General features: G+C 61.4%; 21 protein-coding genes and 2 pseudogenes. 3 read left to right on the forward strand and 20 right to left on the reverse strand.

The genetic code is table 11. The annotated features are described in order from the left end of the window. The first annotated feature begins 511 nt into the window (after window positions 1–511). Window positions 512–1,291 (forward strand): histidine utilization repressor, encoded by a 780-nt coding sequence (gene hutC / locus ACQ5BM_RS30870; RefSeq protein WP_429819532.1) that lies wholly within the window; start codon window positions 512–514, stop codon window positions 1,289–1,291. Between the two features lie 50 nt (window positions 1,292–1,341). On the opposite strand, the gene ACQ5BM_RS30875 is transcribed toward hutC, so the two are convergent. From ACQ5BM_RS30875 to ACQ5BM_RS30895, 5 genes are all read right to left on the reverse strand, one after another. Further along, the gene (locus tag ACQ5BM_RS30875; RefSeq protein ID WP_429819464.1) at window positions 1,342–2,595 is read right to left on the reverse strand and encodes an adenylate/guanylate cyclase domain-containing protein; all 1,254 of its coding nucleotides are present in this window, start codon (window positions 2,593–2,595) and stop codon (window positions 1,342–1,344) included. A gap of 244 nt (window positions 2,596–2,839) precedes the next feature. Then, entirely contained in the window at window positions 2,840–4,309 is a 1,470-nt protein-coding gene (locus tag ACQ5BM_RS30880) for a sensor histidine kinase (protein ID WP_429819466.1), read from the reverse strand. Continuing rightward, window positions 4,306–4,980: a response regulator transcription factor gene (locus ACQ5BM_RS30885; protein ID WP_429819468.1), complete on the reverse strand. Its 675-nt coding sequence runs from the start codon at window positions 4,978–4,980 to the stop codon at window positions 4,306–4,308. The genes ACQ5BM_RS30880 and ACQ5BM_RS30885 overlap by 4 nt, the downstream gene beginning before the upstream one ends. Before the next feature lie 119 nt (window positions 4,981–5,099). Beyond that, window positions 5,100–5,477: a hypothetical protein gene (locus ACQ5BM_RS30890; RefSeq protein WP_429819471.1), complete on the reverse strand. Its 378-nt coding sequence runs from the start codon at window positions 5,475–5,477 to the stop codon at window positions 5,100–5,102. Window positions 5,478–6,023: 546 nt separating this feature from the next. Further along, window positions 6,024–6,335 (reverse strand): hypothetical protein, encoded by a 312-nt coding sequence (locus ACQ5BM_RS30895; protein WP_429819473.1) that lies wholly within the window; start codon window positions 6,333–6,335, stop codon window positions 6,024–6,026. Window positions 6,336–6,943: 608 nt separating this feature from the next. Between ACQ5BM_RS30895 and ACQ5BM_RS30900 the strand changes: the two genes are divergently transcribed. Then, window positions 6,944–8,050 (forward strand): hypothetical protein, encoded by a 1,107-nt coding sequence (locus ACQ5BM_RS30900; RefSeq protein WP_429819475.1) that lies wholly within the window; start codon window positions 6,944–6,946, stop codon window positions 8,048–8,050. 10 nt (window positions 8,051–8,060) lie between these two features. Here ACQ5BM_RS30900 and ACQ5BM_RS30905 read toward each other — a convergent pair whose 3' ends face one another. The 13 genes and pseudogenes from ACQ5BM_RS30905 to ACQ5BM_RS30965 form a co-directional block, all read right to left on the reverse strand. Next, window positions 8,061–9,143, reverse strand: coding sequence for an ABC transporter ATP-binding protein (locus ACQ5BM_RS30905; protein ID WP_429819476.1), 1,083 nt, complete (start codon window positions 9,141–9,143; stop codon window positions 8,061–8,063). Between the two features lie 3 nt (window positions 9,144–9,146). Beyond that, a complete protein-coding gene (locus ACQ5BM_RS30910; protein WP_429819478.1) occupies window positions 9,147–10,193 on the reverse strand; it encodes an NAD(P)-dependent alcohol dehydrogenase in 1,047 nt (348 codons plus the stop codon). A gap of 35 nt (window positions 10,194–10,228) precedes the next feature. Further along, window positions 10,229–11,050 carry a carbohydrate ABC transporter permease gene (locus ACQ5BM_RS30915; protein ID WP_429819480.1) on the reverse strand — a complete coding sequence of 274 codons (822 nt, stop codon included), beginning with the start codon at window positions 11,048–11,050 and terminating at the stop codon, window positions 10,229–10,231. Then, a complete protein-coding gene (locus ACQ5BM_RS30920; protein WP_429819482.1) occupies window positions 11,050–11,910 on the reverse strand; it encodes a carbohydrate ABC transporter permease in 861 nt (286 codons plus the stop codon). Before ACQ5BM_RS30920 ends, ACQ5BM_RS30915 begins: the two co-directional genes overlap by 1 nt. A gap of 96 nt (window positions 11,911–12,006) precedes the next feature. Continuing rightward, window positions 12,007–13,284, reverse strand: a complete 1,278-nt coding sequence (locus ACQ5BM_RS30925; RefSeq protein ID WP_429819484.1) for an ABC transporter substrate-binding protein — start codon at window positions 13,282–13,284, stop codon at window positions 12,007–12,009. Between the two features lie 227 nt (window positions 13,285–13,511). Further along, complete coding sequence (locus ACQ5BM_RS30930; RefSeq protein WP_429819486.1) at window positions 13,512–14,444, reverse strand: helix-turn-helix domain-containing protein; 933 nt, start codon at window positions 14,442–14,444, stop codon at window positions 13,512–13,514. Between the two features lie 57 nt (window positions 14,445–14,501). Next, the gene (gene pepT, locus ACQ5BM_RS30935) at window positions 14,502–15,734 is read right to left on the reverse strand and encodes a peptidase T (protein WP_429819488.1); all 1,233 of its coding nucleotides are present in this window, start codon (window positions 15,732–15,734) and stop codon (window positions 14,502–14,504) included. A gap of 111 nt (window positions 15,735–15,845) precedes the next feature. Further along, window positions 15,846–16,120, reverse strand: a pseudogene (locus ACQ5BM_RS30940) (type II toxin-antitoxin system RelE/ParE family toxin). Further along, window positions 16,120–16,266 (reverse strand): annotated as a pseudogene (locus ACQ5BM_RS30945) (CopG family transcriptional regulator); the annotation flags it as partial. The pseudogenes ACQ5BM_RS30945 and ACQ5BM_RS30940, both read right to left, overlap by 1 nt. A gap of 35 nt (window positions 16,267–16,301) precedes the next feature. Beyond that, complete coding sequence (locus tag ACQ5BM_RS30950) at window positions 16,302–17,720, reverse strand: pyridoxal phosphate-dependent decarboxylase family protein (protein WP_429819490.1); 1,419 nt, start codon at window positions 17,718–17,720, stop codon at window positions 16,302–16,304. A gap of 348 nt (window positions 17,721–18,068) precedes the next feature. Then, entirely contained in the window at window positions 18,069–18,851 is a 783-nt protein-coding gene (locus ACQ5BM_RS30955; protein ID WP_429819492.1) for a sulfite exporter TauE/SafE family protein, read from the reverse strand. A gap of 7 nt (window positions 18,852–18,858) precedes the next feature. Next, a complete protein-coding gene (locus tag ACQ5BM_RS30960; RefSeq protein WP_429819494.1) occupies window positions 18,859–19,734 on the reverse strand; it encodes an MBL fold metallo-hydrolase in 876 nt (291 codons plus the stop codon). Then, window positions 19,727–21,226 carry an aminotransferase class V-fold PLP-dependent enzyme gene (locus tag ACQ5BM_RS30965; protein WP_429819497.1) on the reverse strand — a complete coding sequence of 500 codons (1,500 nt, stop codon included), beginning with the start codon at window positions 21,224–21,226 and terminating at the stop codon, window positions 19,727–19,729. The genes ACQ5BM_RS30960 and ACQ5BM_RS30965 overlap by 8 nt, the downstream gene beginning before the upstream one ends. 100 nt (window positions 21,227–21,326) lie before the next feature. Between ACQ5BM_RS30965 and ACQ5BM_RS30970 the strand changes: the two genes are divergently transcribed. Continuing rightward, a complete protein-coding gene (locus ACQ5BM_RS30970) occupies window positions 21,327–21,809 on the forward strand; it encodes an Lrp/AsnC family transcriptional regulator (protein WP_334197309.1) in 483 nt (160 codons plus the stop codon). 30 nt (window positions 21,810–21,839) lie between these two features. On the opposite strand, the gene ACQ5BM_RS30975 is transcribed toward ACQ5BM_RS30970, so the two are convergent. Continuing rightward, window positions 21,840–22,532, reverse strand: coding sequence for an RraA family protein (locus tag ACQ5BM_RS30975; RefSeq protein ID WP_429819499.1), 693 nt, complete (start codon window positions 22,530–22,532; stop codon window positions 21,840–21,842). Window positions 22,533–22,540: 8 nt separating this feature from the next. Next, window positions 22,541–23,731, reverse strand: coding sequence for a mannonate dehydratase (gene uxuA, locus ACQ5BM_RS30980; RefSeq protein ID WP_429819534.1), 1,191 nt, complete (start codon window positions 23,729–23,731; stop codon window positions 22,541–22,543). Between the last annotated feature and the right edge of the window lie 116 nt (window positions 23,732–23,847).

The raw sequence follows: 23,847 nt of genomic DNA on the forward strand, positions 1-23,847 counted from the left end.
GAACGCCCGTTCCGGGCCCAGTTGTCCGCGGACAACTGGCGTTTTCAGTTCCCGAGGCGTTAGGGCGGGGATGCGATTTCTCTGCCATCGCGAGAAGATCTAAAAGAGTATAGAATTTATAGACTATTGACAGGTGAGCTGATTGTGTCACCATTGCCTCCATCAGAGACGTGACGCGAGAAGGTTCGCTATGTTCTATCTTGGTGGAATGACCCTTGGCTATCTGGCGCCGCCGCCACCGAAGGCCACACGGCAGTCGAGAGTAGAAGTTGGGCCGGCACCGGTTGAAAAGCCTGACTGCGAAGACTCCGATCGCAATCAGGAATGGGCGCGTGCTTTCCTGACGCCTTGGCATCTCCTCTATTGACGATCAAGTGACAAGCGCTTGGCCGCGCCACGAATGTTGACACCTGTCAACAGTGCGCCGGGAAAATCCGCCGCTATGGTGGAAAAGCGCGAAACAGCGAGAGAAGGGCTGTTTCGCCGCCCGGAAATGATTAAGTTCGGTGTCATGGACACCAAGCAAGACCGAACCGTTTCGAAGGCTCAGCCCGACGATGCCGTCGACAATCAAGGGCAGCCCTTGTCTTTGCATCAGCGTATCCTCGGGGACGTGGAAGGACGCATCCTCTCCGGCGAATGGCCGCCGGGCCATCGCATCCCGTTCGAACACGAGCTGACGGAACAATATGATTGCTCGCGGATGACTGTGAACAAGGCGCTGACCGAACTGGTCAAGCGCGGCCTGATCGAGCGGCGTCGCAAGTCGGGCAGTTACGTCACCTTTCCCCAGGTGCAGTCGGCGGTCATGGAAATCCACGACGTCAAGCTCGAGGTCCAATCCTTGGGCCTCGATTACAGTTTTCGACTGGACGAGCGAAAGATCCGCAAGGTGGAAGGCCGGGACGTCGAACGCCTGGATCTTCCGGCATCGGCGAGACTGCTGGAGGTAACGTGCCGGCACTTTGCCGGCGGTCGTCCTTTTTGTTTCGAAGAACGCCTGATCAGCCTTGCGGCGGTGCCGGAGGCGGAGGCGGAGTTGTTTGAGGCCGCCGCGCCCGGTTCATGGCTGCTCGGCAAGGTGCCGTGGAGTACGGCCGAACACCGCATTCGCGCTGTCGCGGCGAACAAAATGGCAGCGCAAGCGCTCGACATTTCGACCGGCACCGCCTGCCTGGTCATCGAGCGCCGCACCTGGAGCGGGCGCGCGCCGGTCACGCATGTTCGCTTGACCTATCCAGGTGACCGCCACGAACTCGTAGCACAGTTCGCGCCGAGCCAAATCGGATAGCCGGCTAACGCTCCTCTATCCCGCAGGTCTCAGTTGTCCGCGGACAACCACTATTCTCCGACCGCGCGCAGAACCGGTGCCGGGCCATTGCCGGAAAAGGCGAAAACCTCGATCGGCGCGCCAATTCCCCTGACCGGATAGGAACCCAGATGCTCCATGCTGGAGGCGCAGCCTGCCAGTTCCACGAACGCCCGGGACAGAAGCACGGGCCGCTTTGTTTCCTTGGTCAGGCTCTCCAGCCGCGAGGCGATGTTGACGGCGGGGCCGATCACCGTGAAGTCCAGCCTGCGTCGCGAACCGATATTGCCGTACATGACATCACCGACATGGACGCCGATCCCGTAGCCAAGGGGGTCACGACCCTTTTCGAGGTTGTCCTTGTTGAGAAGGGCGATCGCCGCTTCAGCCTCACGGATTGCCTGCAAAAGATTTTCGGCGGCATTGGCATTGCTGAGCGGAAAGATTGCCAGCAGGCCATCGCCCATGAATTTGAGGATCTCGCCCCCGTGCCGCTCGATCGGCTCCGACATCGCGTCGAAATAGGCATTGAGCAGATCGATCACGTCGTCACGCGGCCAGAGATCGGAGAGTTTCGTGAAATTGCGCAGGTCACAAATCAGGATGGCGGCACCGACCGTGACGCCGCTGCCGCGCGTCGTGGCGCCGGCGAGGATCTGTTCGCTGGCATGCGGGCCGACATAGGTTTCAAGCAGCGTGCGCACGAACCGGTTCTTCAGCCGGATCTCGCTGACCAGCGCCAAGGCAGGTAGAAGATCCGACAGAAACGCGACGTGCTCATCCTCAAAGCCGCCCTTTCGGTCGGTGGTGAAGGTCACGACGTGGCGTTTGCCGAGCGTGTGTTCAAGCGGCCAGGCAATGTATTCCGTCAGCCCTTCAGCCTTCAGGTCTACATAAAGGGAGTTCTGAGCGTGCTCTTCCGCGAGCGCTTCCAGGTTCGTGCGAACCTCGGTACCGCCGTTGTTGATCACATAGAGCGGGCTGTTGAGATAGAGCGCGGTGTTTTGGACCCCATAATCGTAGAGATCGATTTCAGCCTCCGCCAGGCCCTTTCGCCACAGAATGCGAGCACCAAGCCACTGCGGATGATTGATCCGGAAATGCAGGGTCGCACGCGCAACCGGCACACCTGCCGCCTGGAGCCGTTCGCACATTTCAACAAGGATGTTGTCGATAAACCGTTCGTTGCGCGTTTCGATGATCAGCCAGTCGAGCACGCTGCGGCGTCGAGTGGGCCAGCTTCCTTCCTCAAGCGAAGGGGAGGGGACCTGCGAGGACATCTGCATTTGCAATTCTCCATTCTGGTCGAACGCGCAGCCGCTCTTCGGTGAACGTTCGCGATGTATTGCTGCAAATGTGGAGCATCAGTGGCGCCTTGATAAGGGGGAGTCGGAAAGCTTTTGAGGAAAGGCGATGGCTAGCGTGTGTTTCCTTTGATCGCCGCTGGCTAAAGAAAAAAACATGCAGCAATTCAAAGTTCTGCGGCGACCTTTGTGCGTGTGATAGACGCGCGGCGCGGTAGGGCTATGGTCAAACGGATACCGGTGCCGATTGCTGCGCCGGGCAGCCTCCGTCGAGAAGCGGCAATTGCAGCCGTACGCGCGCGCCCTGCCACGGGCCGGCAAGAATATCGATGCGGCCGCCATGGAGGCGGGCGATCTCTCGGGCCAGATTGAGCCCCAGGCCGGCACCGGTGGACCGCGGGCGCAAGCGATAGAAAGGTTGGAAAACGCGTTCGCGCTCCTCGACAGGAATGCCGGGCCCCTCGTCCTGGATTTCGAGGCCGCCCTCGGTATTGACCAGCACGGTGATCGTACCGATGCCACCCCCATGTTCGATGGCATTGCGTAGGAGATTGGCGACGGCCTGTTCGATCTGGCGTGGCCGGGCGCTGACACGCGCCGTCGGCACCTCGGTTTCGAACGCCAGTTCGTAACCGGCTTCGAACGCTAAAGGCGCAAAGTCTGCAGCGATGGTTCTTGCCAGAGCAACGAGGTCCACCACCTCGAGCGCGCCACCGGCATGCTCGAGCACCTGTCGGTCGAGGAGCTGTTGGGCGAGGTGAGACAAACGTTCGATATCCAGCCGCAGACGGGTGTTTTCCGGAGCATCCTGGAGAAGTTCGGCCCGGGTCCTCAGGATCGCAATCGGGGTGCGCAATTCGTGCGCCGCGTCGGTGAGGAAACGGTTGCGCTGGTCGTATCCCTCGCCCAGCCGCGCCAGTGCCTTGTTGAAGGCGCGCACCAAAGGTGCGATCTCGGTCGGTACCTGTTCGGTCTCGAGCTGGACCGCTCGATTGTCGATATCGATGCGGCCGGCCTGATCAGCCGTCGATATGAGGCTCGCCAGGGAACGCCGAACGACCGCTGGCGCCGTGACCAGCGTCGTCACGCCCATGACCAGAACGATCGGTAGCAGAAAGCACAGGATAAGCAGTGCGATCATTGGAACGACTTCGGTCCAGGTCGTCGTGCCGTCGAGGTCGCGCGCCATGTCGACATTGATGCTGATCTGCACATCCAGCGGTCCGTTGTCGCGTCGGGACGAAACGGTCGAGGCGATGATCTGGACGCGGCCGGCGTCGGTGTCAGCGTTGTGGAGGACCGCGTCCGGCAGCGTTCCGCCCTCACCGAAAAGCAGCTTGGCGCCCTCCACGCGTCGCAGCAGGTCGCCACCGCTTTCGTCATAGGGAGGGGGAACGTTTCCCTCGCGCAGAACCTGACCGGCGTCGTCGCGGATGATGAACCAGAGATTGGGGTAGGACTGGCGCAGCTCACGAAGGTCTTCGGTCTCGCGGACGATCAACGCGCCGCTCGCATCGCGCCCGATGGCGCGGTCGAGAACATCCACCGCCGCTTCGTTGTCGACGAGAAGGCGCGGCTGGACGATGAACATGGCCAGAAATAGCAGCCCGATAAAGACAAACAATGTCGCGGCCTGCAGCAGGATGAGGCGGCGCACGAGCACCCATTGCAGCGAGCGGGGCCGAGCCTTCGTCATGTCGTTGCGCGCAGGAGATAGCCGAGGTTGCGGATGGCCCTGATCTCGACCTCGGCACCGACATCATCGAGCTTTCGACGCAGGCGCGACAGATGCGAATCGAGCGCATTGGATCCGATCTCGTCTTCCATGGCGTAGACCGATTCTTCGAGCGTCGCCCTGAGCACCGTACGACCCGGCCGACGCATCAAGGCTTCGAGCGCAAGGCGCTCTCGGCGCAAGAGATCGAGCGGTTTGTCGTCGACGGCCGCTTCGCGGTGGTGGAAGTCGTAGATCAGGCGTCCAACCTTGGTTTGCTCGGCTTTCAGTGAGACCGGGCGGCGGGCGAGCGCCCGCAAGCGGGCCATGAGTTCTTCAACGGCAAACGGCTTGGAAAGATAGTCGTCGGCGCCGGCATCGAGCCCGGCGACCCGATCGTTGATCGACCCCAATGCGGTCAGCATCAATATGGGTGCCGCGACCCCGAGGTTGCGCAGTTTCGGAATGAGGTTCAGCCCCTCGCCATCCGGCAACCGGCGATCGAGCACAACGACGTCATAAGGCCAGAGCTCGGCGACGGCCTCGGCATCGGCCATCGTCGAGACGTGATCGACGATCACCTGACGCCGCTCCAGCGCCGCCTTCAGGGCCGAGGCCATTTCCGGCTCGTCTTCCAGCAGCAGGATGCGCATGCAATTTCTCCCGATTAAAGGTATTTCTGAACATATCAGTCAATAAAACACGCATAAATTCAAATACTTAAGGAAGTTCCGTGTAGTCCTGTGTGCCTTGCCGAAAGGGGCGAAAGCCGTCACTCGCATTCCAGCTTCGGTTGGCGGAAATTGGTGATGTACCAACGGCCCTGCTGCATCCGGGCATAGAAAGTGTAGAAGCATTCCTGTTCCTCGACATAGCCCGGCGTCGTGTACTCCTCGTAGCGCATTCCGCGCCGGGTGTCTCTGATTTCACCGCTCGACGTGCCGGAGACGACATTCGTCGAGATCTTGCGCCATTGATAGGCTCGCTCGTTCCAGCCGAGATCGAGAATGTTCGTCGGCGGGCCGTAGTCGATGATGACGGATTCGACCGGCTGGCCGATGTAGGTTTTCATCGTGTCGGAAGCGCAACCGGTCAGGAAAATGGCGGCGGCGAGGCATGCGAGGGCGCGACGCCCATTGCTGAAGAACATGACGGATCCCACTTTACCCGCGGCGTGCCGCGCCACCCGGACGCACAAGGCCTGCGGTCGTTCATTGACCTGCCGCTTCCTCTGATCGATCGCGAGTCCGAAGTGGTGCAGCGCGAGACCGGGTGCTAAAGGCGCAAGATTACAGGGACATTGCGGGATCCGTGGCCGCAGCGCAGGACGTAGGCACGCTGCCAGCGAACCAGGACCGAATCGGAGAAGATGCGGCGGCTGGCGACGGGTAAGGCGATGCATAAGAGTTGCAGACCTGCGAACCGATATTGCGCGTGCTCGGCGTCGTTCTGATCGAGATCAGGGCTAACGAAAGCCTACTGGAGGCGCAGTTGCTTGCGAACGGCTTCCGTTCCGGCCGATAACTCCAGTGGATTCACTGCAGAGGTGATCGAGGCCAAAGACATCGCACGGGCGGAGAGACTCAACTGCCGACGGCAAACAGCCGCAATGTTCTGCGAGACGAAAATCGCCGAGACATTGAACCAGTCGGCGCCTCGTATCGTGCGCTATGGACCGGAACCCGGTAGGCCGCTGTCAGGCTGCGCGGTCCGCTTCGTTCGGTGTGGCACTCTCTTTCGCATCCGCCGCGTAGACGAGACCGGGCAACACGATCCATTCGCCGGAGCGAAGTGCCAGCACGTCGAAACCGCCGCCAGGCAGCCGTGGCGCCACGCCGACGAAACGGTAGCGCAGGCCGTCGCGATCGGTCACGGCTTCGCGGATGGGGCGACCGGCGAGGTAACCGATGACGCCGCCTTCGAACGCGATATCTGCGAGCACGAAGTATTCCGTCGGCAAGCGGCGGCTTGCCTTGGAGGTGAGTTTGAACCCATTCCTGAATTTCATTGTCTTGCTCGTTGCGAGGCGCCTCGCGAAACCGGGGGAGGGCCGGCGGTGGCGGAGGCTGCGCTCTTTTTTGCTTTCGCGGCCCGCGGCTACGGCAGATACCTGCCAACCGAAACCAGGCCGGTTTCTGTAAAGGTGGAACGTGCCGAGTGCTCCAAGGGTTCCGGGCGGCACCGCGCGTCTGAAGCCATCGAAAAGCGGCGTCATAAAGGCGAAGCCATTCATGACACCGTTGGCATTTGCTCGCGATCTCCTGTTAGCGCGAATGGAGGTAGGAAATCGCTTGGGAAGATTGGCCAGGCGAATAAGGAAAACGTAAGGGCTGGTGCACCGGGCGACGCTTGGGGGTACAAGATCGCTGGCATTTGTGAGGGCGCACCTTGGGCCAACCGCGTCAAAAAATTCTGTTCCCACCGTTGGATCGTATCACTCGGCCATATTCTCGACACCGAGATTGTTGACCTCTCCGGCAGGCTGGGACCACCCGGCGCTCACCGAGCGCCCGCTCCCGCTTCCTATCGGGGAAGCAGGAGCGGGCGTTTTGCGCCTATTGAAAGATCATCCACTTGTCATTCGACAGACCCTCCGGGCACGTCACGAAACGAATCGTGCTGCACTTTCCGGGCTTTGAGCCCTTGGACGCCGTCAAACATCAAGCGCGCTACAAGCGATCGGCGGTGAAGACCGCCACTCTTCACGATATCGAGGTCCAGGTGGGACCGGTGCAGATCGAAGGGCCCAGCCGCTACTTCGATGTGAACAGTCAAGGCGACGATTGGCGAACGATGAGCCGCGTCTACGTCTTCGATCACGACGAAATCGTCAAAAGGCTGAACGGCCGGTCGACGCTGCACAGAATGGTTTCGGGGTATTTGAGTGCTGCGCGGGTCGTCTGGGAAGGTGGCGCCTTGTCCTACTTCAAACATGCGTGGCGCTTTGGTCTGTTCTTCCTGTTCCCGTTCCTGCTGGTGGCAATCGGCCTCGCTCTGAGCGTGCTGACCGGCACGGCGCCCTATTGGCTCGGACTTGACACATCGCTTCTGATCTTAGGCGCAATCGTCGCATATGTGGTCTTCTTCCGGCTCTTTCTTCCCTGGTCGGACAGATGGCACACGCTGCATCTCTTTTCCGATTGGGAGCTGGCGGTCGCTGTCGCCAGGCTGGAGAAACCCTATTTCAAGCAATGGGTTGAAGATAGCTTGGCGTCCGTACGCGCTGCGCTTGCCGAGCCCGCCGACGAATATGTCATCAGCTCCCACAGCATGGGCTCCAGCATCGCCACTCAGGTCATCGGCACTTTGGTGGAAAGAGAGCCCGGCCTGTTTGCGGGAAAACGCATCACCTTCGTCACCCTCGGCGGCGCGATTCTGCAATGTGCGCTGCTTCGCTCGGCCGAGGTCTTGCGGGCACGCGTTGGCGCCATCGCCCGTATGAAGGAGATTTTCTGGTTTGACGTTCAATGCCTGACCGATGCGATCAATTTTTACAGATGCCAGGTCGTGGCGCTCGCCGGACATCATGATGCACCCCAGCCGCCGATCGTCTTCATCCGGCTAAAGCACATGCTTTCACCGGAGCGCTATCGCAGGATCAAGCGGGATTTCCTTCGGGTTCACCGGCAATATGTGCTCGACGCTGACGTCCGAGCGCCCTTCGATTTCACGCTGATGACGGCCGGACCGCGCCCGGCCGCCTCGTTCGCCAATCCGAGCTGATAGAGACATCTCAGGATTTCAGCAGGGAGATGCCGCTTTCCCGGTCAAAGAGATGCAGCCCTTCGGGTTCGACCGCGAAAGCGACGGCGTCACCCGGCTTTGGGCAGGCGCTGGCCTTGACCAGCGCGCCGATTTCCTTGCCGGCAAAAAGGAAGGTCACCAGCGCGTCATTGCCGTGAAATTCGACGAGATCGGCGATGCCCGAGATAAGATTGGTTCCTGTCTCAGCCATCTTCAGATCGGCCGGCCGGATCCCGAGCACCAGCGACTGGCCATGGCGCAGGGCGAATTTTCCATCCGAAATAGAGAAGCTGCCATCGGCGCTGCGCAGCAACCATCCGCCTTCGGTCTTCTCGGCGGTGACATCGATGAAGTTCATGTTCGGCGTACCGATGAAGCCGGCGACGAAAAGGGTGCGTGGCCGCTCGTAGATCTCGGCGGGCGTGCCGACCTGCTCAATCGCGCCGCCTTTCATGAGCACGATCCGGTCGGCAAGCGTCATTGCTTCCAGCTGGTCGTGCGTCACATAGATCGTCGTGGTCTTCAGCTTCTGGTGCAGCCGCGCGATCTCGACGCGCATGTGGTTGCGGAGCTTGGCATCGAGATTGGAAAGCGGCTCGTCGAAGAGGAAGACCCGCGGCGTCTTGATCATGGCGCGAGCGATCGCCACCCGTTGCTGTTGACCGCCCGACAACTCGGTTGGCTTGCGCGTAAGATAGGGCTCGAGCCCGAGCGTTGCGGATACGGCGCGAATGCGCGTGTCGATTTCGGCCTTCGGCACCTTCATGCGTTTCAGCCCGAAGGCGATATTGTCGTAGATCGTCATATGCGGATAGAGCGCATAGTTCTGGAAGACCATGGCGACGCCGCGCTCGCGCGGCGGCAGGTCGTTGACCGTCCGGCCGCCGATCGACACGGTGCCGCCGGAGATGTCCTCAAGACCGGCGATCATGCGCAGCAACGTGGATTTGCCACAGCCGGAAGGCCCGAGAAACACGATGAATTCGTGATCGGCCACATCGAGGTTGAAACCCTTGATGACGTCGACGGCACCGTATTGCTTGTCGACGTCGGAGCAGACGATGTTCGCCATGGATCAATCCTTCCCGCTGTCCATGAGGATCTGCAGCTTGATATCGGTCGGCCGCGCCGAAGCGGCGCGTTCGAAGGCATTGATGCTGTCTTCGAACCGGAACGTGTCCGTGATCAGTGGTTTCAGGTCGACCTTGCCGGAGGCGATCAGTTGTAGAGCCCGATCGAAGATGTTGGCGTAGCGAAACACCGTCTCGATGCGGACCTCCTTCGAGATCGCCCCCGGCACGTCGAATTGCACTGTTTCTACCGGCAAGCCCACCAACACGATGGCACCGCCCGGTCGGACCAGATCGAAGATCCCTGAGAACGCCTTGGCGCTGCCGCTCGCTTCGAAGACGACATCGGCACCCCAGCCGCCGGTCTCGGCGGCAATCACATCGGCAAACGAGCCCTCGGCGATATTGACCGGTGTGATTCCCGGATATTGCGCGGCAATCGCCAGTTTCTCGGCGCTGAAATCGGAGATGAAAACGCGACTGCAGCCGCCGGCAAGGGCGGCCAGCGCCACCATAATGCCGATCGGGCCGCAACCGATGACGGCGGCGACGTCGCCGGGCGCAATGCGCGCCCGGGCGGCCGCCTGCATGCCGATCGCGAAGGGTTCGACCATGGCACCCTCGGCAAAGGAGACGTTGTCAGGGAGCTTGTAGGTGAAGGCGGCGGGGTGCACGGCGAACGGGGCGAGTACGCCATGGACCGGCGGCGTCGCCCAGAAGCGTACCTTCGGATCGACGTTGTAGATGCCGAGCTTGGCGGCGCGTGACGCCAGATCGGGAATGCCCGGTTCCATGCAGACCCGATCGCCGACTTCGAGCGTTTCGACATTGCTGCCGACGGCGACGACAGTGCCGGCCGCCTCATGGCCGAGTACCATCGGCTCGCGCACCACATAAGGGCCGATGGCACCGTGGGTGTAATAATGCACGTCGCTGCCGCACACGCCGACTGTGTGGATGGCGATCTTGACGTCATCGGGGCCGAGCTCCAGGGGGAGATCGATCTCCCTGATCGCGAGCTTGCCTTTTTGCTCGAGGACCAATGCTTGCATGTGGGATTTCCTTGTTTTTACTTAGGTCTCGGTCTTCATTGGGTCTTGCGCTTGAAGGCGCTGTTGAGCATGCCGCTGAGAACCCCGATGAAGAGCAGGGGCGGGATGGAGAGCAGCACGACGGAAGCATTGAGGATGCCCCAGGGCACGTCGCGGCCGAGCTGCGTCAGTTCCGAGGCGACGATCGGCAGTGTCTTGGCGTCGGACGTCGTCAGCATCAGCGCGATCAGGAACTCGTTCCAGACGAGCACAAAGGCAAAGGCGACAGCACCGATCAGCGAGCGGAGCGCGATCGGCAGCGCGACCAGGAAGAAGACCGCGTAGGGGCCATAGCCGTCGACGCGCGCGGCCTCCTCGACCTCCTTCGGCACGCGGGCAAAGGCCGGGACGCTCAGCCAGATGATGGTCGCTAGCGTCAGCAGCGAATAGGTGACAATCATCGACAGACGCGTGTCGTAAAGCCCGAAGTCGAGCCAGATCACCATCAGGGGAATGGCGATCGCCACCGGCGGCAGGAAGCGCAGCGACAGAACAAAGAACTGGATGTCGCGCGACCAGCGGTTCGGATAGCGTGCGATCGCATAGGCCGCCGGAAGCCCGAGGATCGCGCCGATCAGTACCGAAGCGCCCGATATCAGCAGCGAATTGACGAGCCCCGCAAAGACGCTTTCGCGCCCGAGCACGTAGGCGAAGTTGTCAAGTGTCGGCTCGAAGATGAAGAGCGGCGTCGGTGTGACGATGTCGACGCGGTTCTTGAAGGCGTTGAGCGTCGTCCAGAACATTGGAAACACGGCAGAGAAGGCGGCGATGCCGAGGATCAGCCGGCCAATGAAGCGGCCAAGAGTGTGGGCGGTCATCACTGAACCCTCTTCCAGATGAAGGTGAAGGCGATCGAGGTCGCGATCATCATCAAAACAGCCATGCTGGAGGCATAGGAGATGCGGCCGGACTCGATGAAACCTTGCGAGAAGGCGTACATGTCGAGCGTTTCCGTCGCGATGCCGGGGCCGCCGCGGGTCATGACATAAATCAGATCGAAGGCGCGCAACGACTCGATCATCTTGACGAAGGCGAGCGAGATCAGCGGCGCCTTCAGCATCGGCAGCGCGATGAAGGCGTAAATTTCGAAGGTGCGGGCATGGTCGAGCCGCGCTGCCTCGAACGGCTGCGGCGGCAAGGTTTCCAGGAGCTTCAGCACGATGACGGCGAAGAACAGGCCCCATTGCCACACGTCCACCAGCGCCACGGTCGCAAGCGCCGTCGTCGGATTGGAGAGCAGATCGAGCGGCTCGCCGGTTATCACCTTGTAGGGGTAGGTGGCGATGCCGTAGAGCGGATGGAAGGCAAACTTCCAGACGAAGGCGGCGGAAACGCGCGGCAGGATCACCGGTACCAGAAACAACAGCGCCAGCAGGTTGCGCATGCGCGGCGAGACGCATTCGAAGAGCAGGATGCCGAGGCCGACGGCGATGAGGAGAGTCATGCCAACCGTGACCGCTTCCCAGGTCAACGAGACGCCGATCGCGTTGATGAAGCGCCGATCCGAGAAGAGGTCGACGTAGTTGGCGAAGCCGACAAAGCTGCCATCAGGACGGCTGAGCTCCCGGTTCTGGAAGGATATGTAGATCGCATAGGCCGTCGGCACGAGAGCCAGAACGGCAAGGATCCCCATGGCCGGGGTGAGGAATACCGCCGGCAGGCTGTTTTTCTGCTTCATGTGATTATGTCCTACGGCTAAGCGCGACGCGCTCCCGATGGTGCGGGGCCACCGGCGCAAAATACGCCCGCCGGTGGCCCCTTGGGAGGAAGCAGCTTATTGGCTGCGGGCGACCAAGTCCTTGGCAAAGCCGTCGAGTTCGTCGAGACCTTCCTTGATGTCGGTGCGCGTGCCGGTGATCAGCTCTTCGAGGATGATGCCCCAGCGGTCGCCGAGATCAGGCCATTGCGGGCTCTGCCAGAAGTTGACGGCGGTGACCTTGCCGGTGTCGGCAAGTGCCTGGCCGAGATCGGGACCATAGAGCTCAGCGAATTTTGGGCTGGTCATGATGCTGGTGCGGTTGAGTTCGCTGAACTGGTTGGCTTCGAGCCGGCGCGTCTCGTTTTCCTTCGAAGTCGCCCAGGCGATGAAGAGACCGGCACAAGCCTTGGAGGCCTCATCCTTATTGGCTTTGGTGCCGATTGCCAGACCATGACCATAACCACCGCCCGTCAGCGGTGCCGGGGGCGGCAGGTAGCCGACCTTGCCGGCGACCTTCGAGGACTTCGGATCGATCGCCATGCCCACGAGCGGGGTGGATTCGATCAGCATCGCCACCTGTCCCGAAGTGAAGGCGCCCACCGCCTCGTCCCAGCCACCGGTCTGGCTGCCCGGTGCCGAATACTTGAACAGTTCGAGATAGGTTTCGGTCGCCTTCACCGCCTGCTCGCCATCGAAGACGGGCGTCTTGCCGTCGAACCAGTTGCCGCCAAACCCTTTGAAGAGCGGCATCCAGCGCCAGACATTGGCACCCAAGCCACGCTGACCGCGAAGGGCGGTGCCATAGATGCCCTGGTCGGGCTGGTTGAGCTTCTTTACGGCCGCGATGTATTCGTCGAGCGTCTTTGGCGGCGCGATGCCGGCTGCTTCGAGCAGGTCCTTGCGATAGACCATGAGGTCGCCGCCGCCGGTGATCGGTGCAAACCAGACCTTGCCGTCATAGGTCGCGACCTTCTGCCGGCCGGGATCAAAATCGGCGTAGTCGTACTCTGCAGGATAGTAGTCCATCAGCGGCGCGACCCAGCCGGCGGACGCAAAGAGCGCCACATTGGCTTCGTCGATGTAATAGACGTTGTATTTGCCGATGGTCGAGGCGTCGGCCTTGGTCTTGGCACGCCGGTCGTTTTCGTTGAGATAATCGATCTCGAAGGATGCGCCGCCGGAGAGTTTCTCGAATTCGGACTTGTAATCTTCGAGCAGCGTCAGGCCGTCACGCGGCTGGGCGAGCACCTTGATCGTGCCGGAGCATTCGGCAGCAGCTGCCAGCGTCGTGAGCCCGGTGGAAAGAAGGCATGCGAAGGCGATGCTCGAAACGAGCGTCTTGGCTTTTGTCATGTGAAGGACCTCCCCAGGTCTGCGATGCGCGCTGGAAACTCCTCAGATCCGGCGCGTTTTCCCGATAGCGAACCGTTTCGCTGATCCCGATGATAGGCGCAATGACGTGTCGAACTAGCGCGCGCGATGCGGCGATTCTATACTTTCATGCGCTATTGCAAGCTCGATCGATCTATTTGCGGTGCAGCAAATGCAAGGATTCATTGTTTTGCTATCGCGAAAAGGATCTAGAGGCGTGCCGGTCGACGTTGTCCCGTCAGCCGCCGATAGGCCGACGGCGTCATCTTGTGCTGACGCAGGAAGGTGCGGTTGAAGTTGGAGATGTTGAGGTAGCCGACTTCGAAGCAGATGTCGGTGATCGGCATGTCGGTTTCGGCAAGCAGCTTGCAGGCCTGCCAGATGCGCAGCTTGTTGACGTGGTCGGTAAAGGTGTTGCCGGTGTTCTTCTTGAAGAAGCGGGAAAATGCCGTCTCGCTCATCCCGGCGCGTTTGGCGAGGTGGGCAAGGTGGATGTCGGTGGCGATGTTCTCGTAGATGAAGGCGAGTGCGCCGCGCAGTACGTCGAGCGATTGCGCCTCTAACTCCGGCGCGAATTCCGGCGAAGAAAGCAGCTCGAACTCGTCGGTGTTGACGAGAAGATCGAGGAGCTGGATGAACAGCGAGAAGCGTGAGAGCCCCTTGAGATCGCCCATGCGCTCGATCAGCTCGGCACCTTTTGCGCGGGTCTCACCATGAAAAACCAGACCGCGTTCAGCGCGGGAGAAGAAGGCCTCGAGTTCGGCAAACTCCGGCAGGGCATCGATGATCGCGCGCATGCGATCCGGATGAAACTGGATGACGATGTCACGCCCTTCGATGATCTCGTCAGGTTCGGTGGCCGTTACCCAGTCGTGCGGCAGGTTGCTGCCGATGACCGTGAGATAACCCGGGCCGAACTCTCCGATGTGATCGCCGACGAAAGCAAGGCCCGAGGCCTTCCGGATGAGATGGATCTCGATCTCCGGATGGAAATTCCAGACGTTTCGCTCCCAAGGATAGTCGTCGAGACGCCAGAGAAACGTCTCGTTGACGTTGGTGACGATGTGCTCGAACGTCGGCGGATTGGCTGCAAGCGAAGCGGGCCTGGCCGGCGCGCGCCTGGTGCTTCGCGTCGTGCTCATTGCCCAGCCCCTGTTCGTGCCGTGCCGATCGCTCGTCTCCCTCGCAGAGTATTTGCCTTAGGCGCGCTCCGCCCAGATCTTTGCCAGTTCGACGAGCGTCTTGACGCTCCTCTCCATGTCCTGCCGGCTGACCCACTCCAGCGGCGAGTGGAAGGCATGGCCGCCTGCAAAGAGGTTGGCCGAAGGCAGGCCCATGAAGGAGAGCCGCGAACCATCGGTGCCGCCGCGGATGCTGCCGCGTACAGGCTGCATGCCGGCGCGCCGGATTGCCTCGATCGCGTTCTCGACGATTTCCGGATGACGGTCGAGAACGGCCTTCATGTTGCGATACTGCTCCTTGACCTCGAAACTGAAGGTGGAGCCAGGGTAGGCGCTCATCACGTCCTTGACGATTGCTTCGAGCATCGCTTCTTTTTGGGCAAGTCCGGCCTCATCGAAATCGCGTATGATGAAACCGAGCTGGGCCTTGTCCATCGAGCCCGTGACACTCGTCGGGTGCACGAACCCATCGCGGCCTTCCGTTCCTTCAGGCGACACGTCACGCGGTAGCCGGCTGATGATTGCGCCGGCGATCTTGATGGCATTCTCCATCTTGTCCTTGGCAAAGCCCGGATGGATGGCGACGCCGTGAATGACGATCTCGACGCCATCGGCGGAGAAGGTTTCATCCTCGATATGGCCGGCGGTTTCGCCATCGACCGTATAGCAGAACTCAGCGCCAAGCTTCTTCAGGTCGACCTTGTCGACACCGCGGCCAATCTCCTCGTCGGTGGTGAAGAGCAGCTTGATCGTACCGTGCTTGATGTCGGGATTGTCGACGAGGATCTGCGCGGCCGTGACGATTTCGGCAAGGCCGGCTTTGTCGTCGGCACCGAGCAGCGTCGTGCCGTCTGTCGTGATGATGTCATTGCCGATCTGGTCGTTCAGGACCGGATGGTCGCTGACGCGGATCACCTGTTGCGGGTCGCCCTTGAGCTGGATATCGCCGCCTTGGTAGTTACTGACGATCTGCGGTTTGACGTTCGTGCCGGTGAAGTCAGGAGCGGTGTCCATATGCGAGCACCAGCAGATGACCGGCACCGGCTTGTCCACGTTCGAAGGGATCGTGGCATAGACATAGCCGTTTTCGTCGAGATGGGCGTCGGCAAGCCCGATTGCGAGCAGGTCCTCGACAAGCACGCGACCGAGGTTCTTCTGCTTCTCCGTGGAAGGCTGGGTCTTGGACCTGGCGTCGGACTGCGTGTCAATGACGACATAACGGAGGAAGCGGTCGAGAACGGTATCGGTCATGGCGGGAATCCAGTGAAGGTGGGCTTGGAACCGCTATACTCCCGCCACATGATTTCTCAAAATTGGAATTGATGCAGAAGTGGGCGCGATGTCTCAGTTGATGCCGATGGTTCATTGATCTTCGCGTGTGTGCCAGATACGAAGTATGTAGATCGTCGTCTCATGAGTGTCACAACGCATCTCGTAATGACCAACGAGCAGACGCTGAACTTCGCGAGGTGCAAATTCGTCAACCCGCTCGCCGAGACGAGGCTGCTCGATCAGCCGGTCGGGGCGCTTACCAGGGATTGGACGGTTCGCGCCGCCGCCTTCCTGTTGACGGGCGCCAGAAACTCGAAGAGGCGTGCCAGATCGGCTAACGCCTTTTTCGTCCATTTCAGTCCCATCATTGCGGAATGGAAAGCGGTGTGTCGCTGTCGAGGCTGTCCGCCCAGGCCTGCACGGCCTGATGATCGATAACACCTCCGGCATCCACATCGGCCAGCGCTTCGAGCGTCAACCGGCGCCGCTCTTCTTCCTGGTCCACCCAAGCGGGAAAACGGGATGGTTCATGGGGTTGGCTTCCGTCTACTTCTGATGCTTGCAAAGCGCAGCGGCGACTTCGATGATGACTTCGAAAGCGGTTTCTGCGTCCGCCTCCGTCATGTCGAACTGACCCGCCTGGAAGCGGATCGCGATGCGACCGTCGACACGGGTTTGCGTCAGATAGATGCGGCCGTCGTCGTTGATCGCGTTGACGAGCGCGATGTTGTGGGCGTCCGGATCCCCTTCACTGCGGTGGCGGAACAAAAACAGTGACAACATCGGCTGAGTCACGATTTCGAAGTCCTTGTGTTCCGCAAGCCGTTTCGCCAGTTGCTCCGACCAGCGCACATGGTTGCGGATCATTGTCTGCAGACCCTCCAGCCCGTGGAAGCGCAACAGGAACCAAAGCTTCAGCGCCCGGAAGCGCCGGCCGAGCGGGATCGTCCATTCGGAATAGTTGATGATGCCGTCGCGGCCATGGGTTTTCAGAAATTCCGGCTGGATCGCCAGCGTCTTGACCAGGTCATCCGGGCTGCGAATGAAATGCGCCGAGCAATCGAACTGCGCGCCCAGCCATTTGTGCGGATTGAAGACGATCGAGTCCGCCTGCTCGACGCCGGCCCACAGCTGCCGGAATTCCTCGCAGATCATCGCGGCACCGGCCCAGGCGGCGTCGATATGGACGTAGAGACCATGGGCGTGCGCGACCCGTACCACCTCCGCGATATCGTCGCAGGCGCCGGTGCTTGTGCCACCGGTGCAAGCGATCACGCCGGCCGGCAGCAGGCCCGCGGCCTTGTCTCTAAGGATGGCAGCTTCGAGCGCCTGGCAGTCCATGGCCCGCCTTGGACCCTTGGCCGGGATGCGCACCAGGTTTTCCTCGCCAATGCCAGAGACCCAAATCGCCCGGTCAATCGAGGTATGCACCTGATCGGAGGAATAGATGCGAAGCTGCGGCTGGCTTGCCAGCCCCCTCTTATTGCCCCGCCAGTCAAGCGCGCGCTCGCGCATGACGAGCACGGCCGAAAGCGTCGCCGAGGAGGCAGAGTCCTGGATCACCCCGGAAAAGCCTTCCGGCAGGCCGATTGCCTGGCGCAGCCAGTCGAGCACTTTCGTCTCAAGTTCGGTTGCTGCCGGTGAAGTCTGCCAGAGCATGCACTGCGCCGCCATGGCGGTGACGAGATACTCGGCAATGACGGAAACCGGCGCCGCATTCGCCGGGAAATAGGCGAAGAAACGAGGATGCTGCCAGTGGGTCATGCCCGGCAGAATGATCTTCTCGAAATCCTCGAAGATCGCCTGCATGTCCTCGCCCGTTTGCGGCGGCCGCGATGGTATCTGCGCGGCAATCGCACCGGGTGCCGTCCTTGCGCGCACCGGCCGGTCGCGTAGCGATGCACGATAGTCGGCACCCCATTTTGCGGCCCTTAGTGACCACTCACTGAAACTCTTCTGGTCCATTTGCTCCCTCCCGTTCGCTCCGCCTGCACTAGCCTTCGGTTTGGTTGGCATCCTCTACGACCGGACACTGCTCGGCAAGGACCTGACCGGCAGGCCGCGACCTGGAGATGGTGTCGGCGAGCCTGTTGCGCAGCTGGCCCGGCTGCAAAGCCTCTTCGGCGATTTCGAGGGCTGAACAGTTTCGGTAAAGGCACGCGGCCGCGCGGCACCTGCGGAATATAAGCCAGCCCAATGTCGATCAAGGCCGGCTGCCCTCCGAGGAAGAGTTCGCCGATGTCGACCCCGAGCCTCCTCGCGATAGCATCCAAGCGCGCTTTGCGGTCGCCGGCTAAAGACCGGGGGATGGGATCACGGCGCTATGTAGCTGCGCCAGAGAACGTAGAGGCTGACGGAAAAAATGATGCCGCGGAAGATCTGGGTCAGCGCATCGCGGTGGGTCGACAGTCGGGTGGAGACGATCGTGCCGACAATCCCGCCCGCAATGCCGCCGGTGATGAAGTAGCCGGCGACGCGCCAATCCACCAAGCCCGAGGATGCATAGTTGATCGCCGTCGTCAGGCCGAAGGTGCCGACGGCGAGAAGCGAGGTGCCGACCGCGTTGATGAGCGGCATGCCGGTCGCAAGCAGTAGTCCGGGAACGATCAGGAAGCCACCGCCGATGCCGAAGAAGCCGGAACAGGTGCCAGTCAGCAAGGCCGTCAGGCCGGTCTTGCCATGGGTGAGCGCAGAGAGCGATTGCGGCGTGCTGGCCGCCTGGCCCTTCGCCTTTCGCATCGCGAAACTGACGAACATCATCACGAGGCCGAAGAGAAACAGCAGCCGCTGTCCATCGACCAGCTTGCCGAGGCTGGAGCCGAAATAGGCGCCGAGCGAGCCGGCGACGGTGAAGATCAATGCACACCGCCACCAGAGATGGCCGCGAAGCGCATGGCTGATAAGGTTGAGATAGGCGTTGGCGGAAACGGCAAGCGCACCGGTGCCGAGCGCTGTATGCACGTCGCGGATGCCGACGACATAGATCAGCAACGGAGTTGCAAGGATCGAGCCGCCGCCGCCGATCAGGCCGAGCGTGAAGCCGGTCAGTGAACCGGAGCCGATCGCGAGCAATATTTGCTGGAAGGGGTCCGCCACGATGCCGCTACCCCCAGACCGAACCGGGAAGGGCGTCGAGCGGTATCTTCAGGTAGCGCCGGCCGTTGTCTTCGGCAGCCGGCAGTTCGCCGCCACGAACGTTCACCTGCAGCGCATGCAGAATGAGCTTTGGCATCGGCAAGGTCCGGTCGCGCGCCTCGCGCAGACTGATGTAGTCCGCCTCGGTCTTGCCGGTGACGTGCGGGTTTGTGGCCTTCTGCTCCGCTACGGTGCTTTCCCAGCGTGCCTCGCGGCCGCCGTGGCAATAGTCGTGGCCGGTGAAGAGGCGTGTCTCGTCCGGCAACGCCAGGATCGCCTGGATCGAACGCCAGAGATCCCTCGCACTGCCGCCGGGAAAATCGGCGCGGGCCGAGCCGCTGTCGGGCATGAACAGCGTGTCATGGATGAAGGCTGCGTCGCCGATTACATAGCTGATCGATGCCAGCGTATGGCCGGGAGAATGGATGACTCCGGCCTTGAGTTCGCCGATCCGGAAAGTCGCGCCGTCGACAAACAACCGGTCCCATTGCGAGCCGTCGCAAGCAAAATCCGGCCAGTTGTAGATCTCCTTCCAGATCCGCTGCACGCCTTTGACGTGTTCGCCGATCGCCGTCGGGGCGCCGGTCCGGCTCTTCAGATAGCGCGCTGCCGAGAAATGGTCCGCATGGGGATGGGTGTCGAGGATCCACTCGACCGTCAGACCCTTGGCGGCGATATGGTCGAGCATCGCGTCGGCATTCCACGTGGCGGTCGAGCCGGACTTCTCGTCGAAATCGAGTACCGGATCGATGATCGCGCATTTGCCGGTCGCCGGATCGGCGACGACATATTGTATGCTGCCGGTGCGGGGATCGTAGAAGCCGGTAACATCGGGCTTATGCATAGGCGAGGGCCTCTTCAGCCGTGGCGCACGGGAAGAAGATCGCGCGGGCGGGGTCGAAATCGTAGTCGGCTTCGAAGGCGGGCGCGTCCGCCGCGAGCTGCGTGACGCAGTCGAGAATGTACTTCACCTTTTCGTCCGAGAGCAGGACGCTGAAGTTCAACCGCGTGAAGCCGGGCTTCTCGATCTCCTCGCCGGCGAGGATCGCCTGGCGGATTTGCTCGGAATGCGCCGCATCGATCGATAGCAGCCGGTGAACGTAAGGCCCGGCACAGGCACAGCCACCGCGCGCCTGAATGCCGAAGCGGTCGCTGAGCATGCGGGTGACGAGCTGCTGGTGGACATAGCCGCCCTTGCCGTTCCTGATGCGGAAGGAAAAGATCGGCAGGCGATCCGGCTCTTGAAGACCGAGCAGCTCCAGTTGCGGCACGGCCTTCCAGGCGGCAAACGCCTGCCTGGTCAGCGCGCGGTTGCGGCTCGCGATCTCCTCAAGCCCGATCGCATGTTTGACGATGAAGGCGAGTGCGGCACGGATGTCGCCGACGACGTTCGGCGTTCCGGCTTCTTCGCGTGCCTCAAGGCTGCCGCTGTAGTCGTGCGTATCGGGCGAAACGAACTTGACCGTGCCGCCGCCCGGCCACGTCGGCTTGTTCGTGGCGACGCCGTCGCGGCGCACGATCAGAATGCCGGAGGCACCCGGGCCGCCGATGAACTTGTGCGGCGAGATGACGACGGCGTCGATCTCGGCTCCGGCGGCTGGCGCCATCGAGACCGGAACGTAAGGGCCGGCGCCGGCATAGTCCCAGATCATCTTGGCGCCGGCAGCTTTGACCATCTTCGTGATCGTGACGACGTCGCTGGTGATCCCGGTGATGTTCGACCCGGCCGAGAGGGTGCAGACCGTCAGCTCAGGCGAACCGGCATTGAGCGCTTCGCTAAGTTCAGCAAGATCTGGCCCGCCCGCCGGGCACTCGGTCAGTTCGATGATCTCGGCACCGCTTTCGCGCCAGGGCAGGATGTTGGAGTGATGCTCGTACGGGCCGATAATGACCCGGACCCGTTTGCCTGCTGCTGCAGCTTCGGCGACGCCGAACAGCTTGACCAGGCGGTTGATGCCCGAGGTCGCGCCCGACCCGGTGAAGATCACCGCGTGTTCTGCCGTCGCATCACAGAATTCGCCGATCAGCGCGCGCGCTTCCCGGCGCATCCGGGTCATGAAGCCTCCGCAATAGGAAGCCTCCGTGTGGCTGTTGGCGTAATAGGGCAGTACTTCTTCGAGCACGAAGTCTTCGATCACACGCAAAGCGCGGCCCGAGGCAACATAGTCCGCGTAGACCAGGTCCTTCATGCCATAGGGACCGGCGATCTTCGCCTTGGCACCGACGAGACCGTCGCGAAGGTCGGCAACCACGTCCGGGCCACTCAATGCCTGGCGGAAACGGGCAAGGGGGGTAAGTGCCTCTGAGGGCTGGCGGTGGACGGCAGGCACGATCATCTCGCTGACTCCTCGGAGCGAACATTGACAGCAATTGTAATCTCGTCCACGGTCGAAAAGTTCACCTATTTTCTGCAGTTTCGGCCATGGATTGTGTCAAATGATCGAATCTTCATTCAAAATCGATGGCTTCGATCTGAACATCCTTACCGCATTGCAAAAAGATTCGTCGCTCTCGCAGCGCGACCTGGCTGAAAAGGTCGGCTTGTCACAGAATGCATGCTGGCGGCGCCTTCAGCGTCTGCAGTCGATCGGACTGATCCGGGGCTCGCACGCAGACATCGATCTGAGTGCGCTGGGGTTGGATCTGACCGTGTTCGTGATGATCCGCACCCGTCATCACTCCAAGGAGTGGAGCGATGGTTTCCGCCAGCATGTCGAGCGACTGCCGGAGGTGATCGACTTCTATCGGATCGGGGGTGATTGGGACTATCTGATCAAGGTGGTGACCAAGGGCATGCGTGGCTACGATAGCTTCTATCAGAAGCTGATCACCAATTTCGACCTCGCGACCGTCACCGGCTTCTTCTCGATGGAAGCGATCATCAACAATCGCCCCGTGGACCTCAGCCGGTTGAAATGAGGCGCCGGCTCTCCCGGCGCTCCACATCGATCACATGACGCCGAAACGCTCGAACGCCTCGACGGTGCTTATGCCGGCCTCGATCGCGAGGCGAACCTTGTTTTCGGTTTCGGCCTTTTCCAAAGCCAGCGCGATTGCTTCCCGCTCAGCCTCGCGCGGAATGACGAGCACGCCGTCGCGGTCGCCGAAGAGAATGTCGCCCGGCCGGATACGGATGCCGCCGATCTCGATCGGAATGCCGTAGTCGACGACCTTGCCGCGCGGGCCCTGGTCCTGTGCATAGGATCCGTAGCAGAAGGTCGGGAAATCAAGCGCAAGAATACCGGCGCTGTCGCGGCAATAGCCGTCGCAAATCGCACCCGCCGCCTTCAGCTTCAGCGCCCGTGTCGACATCAACTCGCCCCAGACGGCATAACGCGGCGAGGAGCCGGAGCAGACATAGATCTCGTTGGGCTTCAGGCTATCGAGCGCGTGGAACATCAGGCCGAACGGCTTGGCGCTGAACGCCGAGTTTCCACTCGTCTCGGCGGCCGCGAAGAAATCGGCCTCTAGCACCGGCATTGCCCGCCCGACAGCGACCATGTCGTCGCGAAGTGCCCGGATCTGCGGTGGCAGGAACTGGTGCTGCAGGCCCATTGTGTCCAGGATATCGCCGACCACGGCCGTGAACAGCCGACTGCGCATGGCGGCAAACAGTTCGGTATCGTCTTCAAAATGGTTCATTTCTTCCCTCAAGCCTTGTGCGCCATGGCGGTTGCGATGCCCTGCATGACGCCTCTGATTTCCGCGAGGCCCTTCAGCCGGCCGATCAGCGAGTAACCGGGATTGATCCGCTCCTTGCCGATATCGTCGGCCAGGAGGTGCCCATGGTCCGGCCGCAGCGGAATCTGCCAGTCGGGGCGGCCTTCGCGCACACGCCGTTCCTGTTCCTGCATCAGTGCGAAGATCACCGCCGGCATATCGCTCGATCCGCCGAGATGGTCCGCCTCATGGAAGGAACCGTCCTCCTCGCGCTGAACGTTGCGCAGGTGGGCGAAATGGATGCGCGGGCCGAATTCGCGGACCATGGCCGGCAGGTCGTTTTCCGCGCGGGTTCCATAGGAGCCGGTGCAGAAGGTGATGCCGTTGGTCGGACTGTCGACGGCGGCGAGGATTTGCCGGACATCCGCCGCGGTGGAGACAATGCGCGGCAGGCCGTAGAGCGAAAAGGCCGGATCGTCGGGGTGAATGCAAAGCCGGATACCGACCTCCTCGGCGACCGGTACGATCTCCCTGAGGAAGTGCGCCAGGTTGGCATGCAGGTGATCGGCCGTCACGCCATCATATTCGGCAAGGGCGGCTAGAAAGCTTGCCCGGTTGAACTGGCGCTCGGTTGCCGGCAGGCCGGCGATGAGATTGCGCTCGATCCGGTCGATCTTCGTCTGGTCCATCTCATCGAAGCGCTGGCGGGCGGCGAAAATCTGCCGCTCGGCGTAGCTATCCTCGACATGCGGGCGCTTCAATACGAAGAGGTCGTAGGCGGCAAAGTCGACCGCATCGAAGCGTAACGCGTAGCCACCGTTCGCCAAGGGCTGCATCAGCTCGGTGCGCGTCCAGTCGACCACCGGCATGAAGTTGTAGCAGACGATGTTTATGCCCGCCCGCGCCAGGGCGCGAAGCGTGTCCTTGTACCAGCCGATGTAGCGAGCGCTTTCGGCGGTTGCGAGCTTGATCGAATTGTGCACCGGAATGCTCTCAACGACGCTCCAGCGCATGCCCGCGGCTTCGATCAGTGCTTTCTGCTCCAGGATCGCTTCGTCGGGCCACGGTGATCCGTCGTAGATGTGGTGCAGCGCCGATACGATCCCTGTCGCGCCTGCCTGCCGGATATGGCTGAGCGGCACCGGATCGTTCGGCCCGTACCAGCGAAAGCACTCTTCCATCAGTCTCATCCAGAACTCCTACCCGCTTCCGTGTCTATTGTTGGACCACGTTGATCAATAATGTCCGATTGGTCCAACAATTCAAGCCGTGAAACGAGGATTTGGCGCAATTATCA

It is taken from the genome of Ensifer sp. B1-9 (genome assembly GCF_050474445.1).
GTDB lineage: Bacteria > Pseudomonadota > Alphaproteobacteria > Rhizobiales > Rhizobiaceae > Ensifer.

Coding starts and splice junctions, on each gene's coding strand:
- hutC (WP_429819532.1), top strand. CDS start 512: ATGGACACCAAGCAAGACCGAACCGTTTCGAAGGCTCAGCCCGACGAT.
- ACQ5BM_RS30875 (WP_429819464.1), bottom strand. CDS start 2,595: ATGCAGATGTCCTCGCAGGTCCCCTCCCCTTCGCTTGAGGAAGGAAGC.
- ACQ5BM_RS30880 (WP_429819466.1), bottom strand. CDS start 4,309: ATGACGAAGGCTCGGCCCCGCTCGCTGCAATGGGTGCTCGTGCGCCGC.
- ACQ5BM_RS30885 (WP_429819468.1), bottom strand. CDS start 4,980: ATGCGCATCCTGCTGCTGGAAGACGAGCCGGAAATGGCCTCGGCCCTG.
- ACQ5BM_RS30890 (WP_429819471.1), bottom strand. CDS start 5,477: ATGTTCTTCAGCAATGGGCGTCGCGCCCTCGCATGCCTCGCCGCCGCC.
- ACQ5BM_RS30895 (WP_429819473.1), bottom strand. CDS start 6,335: ATGAAATTCAGGAATGGGTTCAAACTCACCTCCAAGGCAAGCCGCCGC.
- ACQ5BM_RS30905 (WP_429819476.1), bottom strand. CDS start 9,143: ATGGCGAACATCGTCTGCTCCGACGTCGACAAGCAATACGGTGCCGTC.
- ACQ5BM_RS30910 (WP_429819478.1), bottom strand. CDS start 10,193: ATGCAAGCATTGGTCCTCGAGCAAAAAGGCAAGCTCGCGATCAGGGAG.
- ACQ5BM_RS30915 (WP_429819480.1), bottom strand. CDS start 11,050: ATGACCGCCCACACTCTTGGCCGCTTCATTGGCCGGCTGATCCTCGGC.
- ACQ5BM_RS30920 (WP_429819482.1), bottom strand. CDS start 11,910: ATGAAGCAGAAAAACAGCCTGCCGGCGGTATTCCTCACCCCGGCCATG.
- ACQ5BM_RS30925 (WP_429819484.1), bottom strand. CDS start 13,284: ATGACAAAAGCCAAGACGCTCGTTTCGAGCATCGCCTTCGCATGCCTT.
- ACQ5BM_RS30930 (WP_429819486.1), bottom strand. CDS start 14,444: ATGAGCACGACGCGAAGCACCAGGCGCGCGCCGGCCAGGCCCGCTTCG.
- pepT (WP_429819488.1), bottom strand. CDS start 15,734: ATGACCGATACCGTTCTCGACCGCTTCCTCCGTTATGTCGTCATTGAC.
- ACQ5BM_RS30950 (WP_429819490.1), bottom strand. CDS start 17,720: ATGGACCAGAAGAGTTTCAGTGAGTGGTCACTAAGGGCCGCAAAATGG.
- ACQ5BM_RS30960 (WP_429819494.1), bottom strand. CDS start 19,734: ATGCATAAGCCCGATGTTACCGGCTTCTACGATCCCCGCACCGGCAGC.
- ACQ5BM_RS30965 (WP_429819497.1), bottom strand. CDS start 21,226: ATGATCGTGCCTGCCGTCCACCGCCAGCCCTCAGAGGCACTTACCCCC.
- ACQ5BM_RS30970 (WP_334197309.1), top strand. CDS start 21,327: ATGATCGAATCTTCATTCAAAATCGATGGCTTCGATCTGAACATCCTT.
- ACQ5BM_RS30975 (WP_429819499.1), bottom strand. CDS start 22,532: ATGAACCATTTTGAAGACGATACCGAACTGTTTGCCGCCATGCGCAGT.
- uxuA (WP_429819534.1), bottom strand. CDS start 23,731: ATGGAAGAGTGCTTTCGCTGGTACGGGCCGAACGATCCGGTGCCGCTC.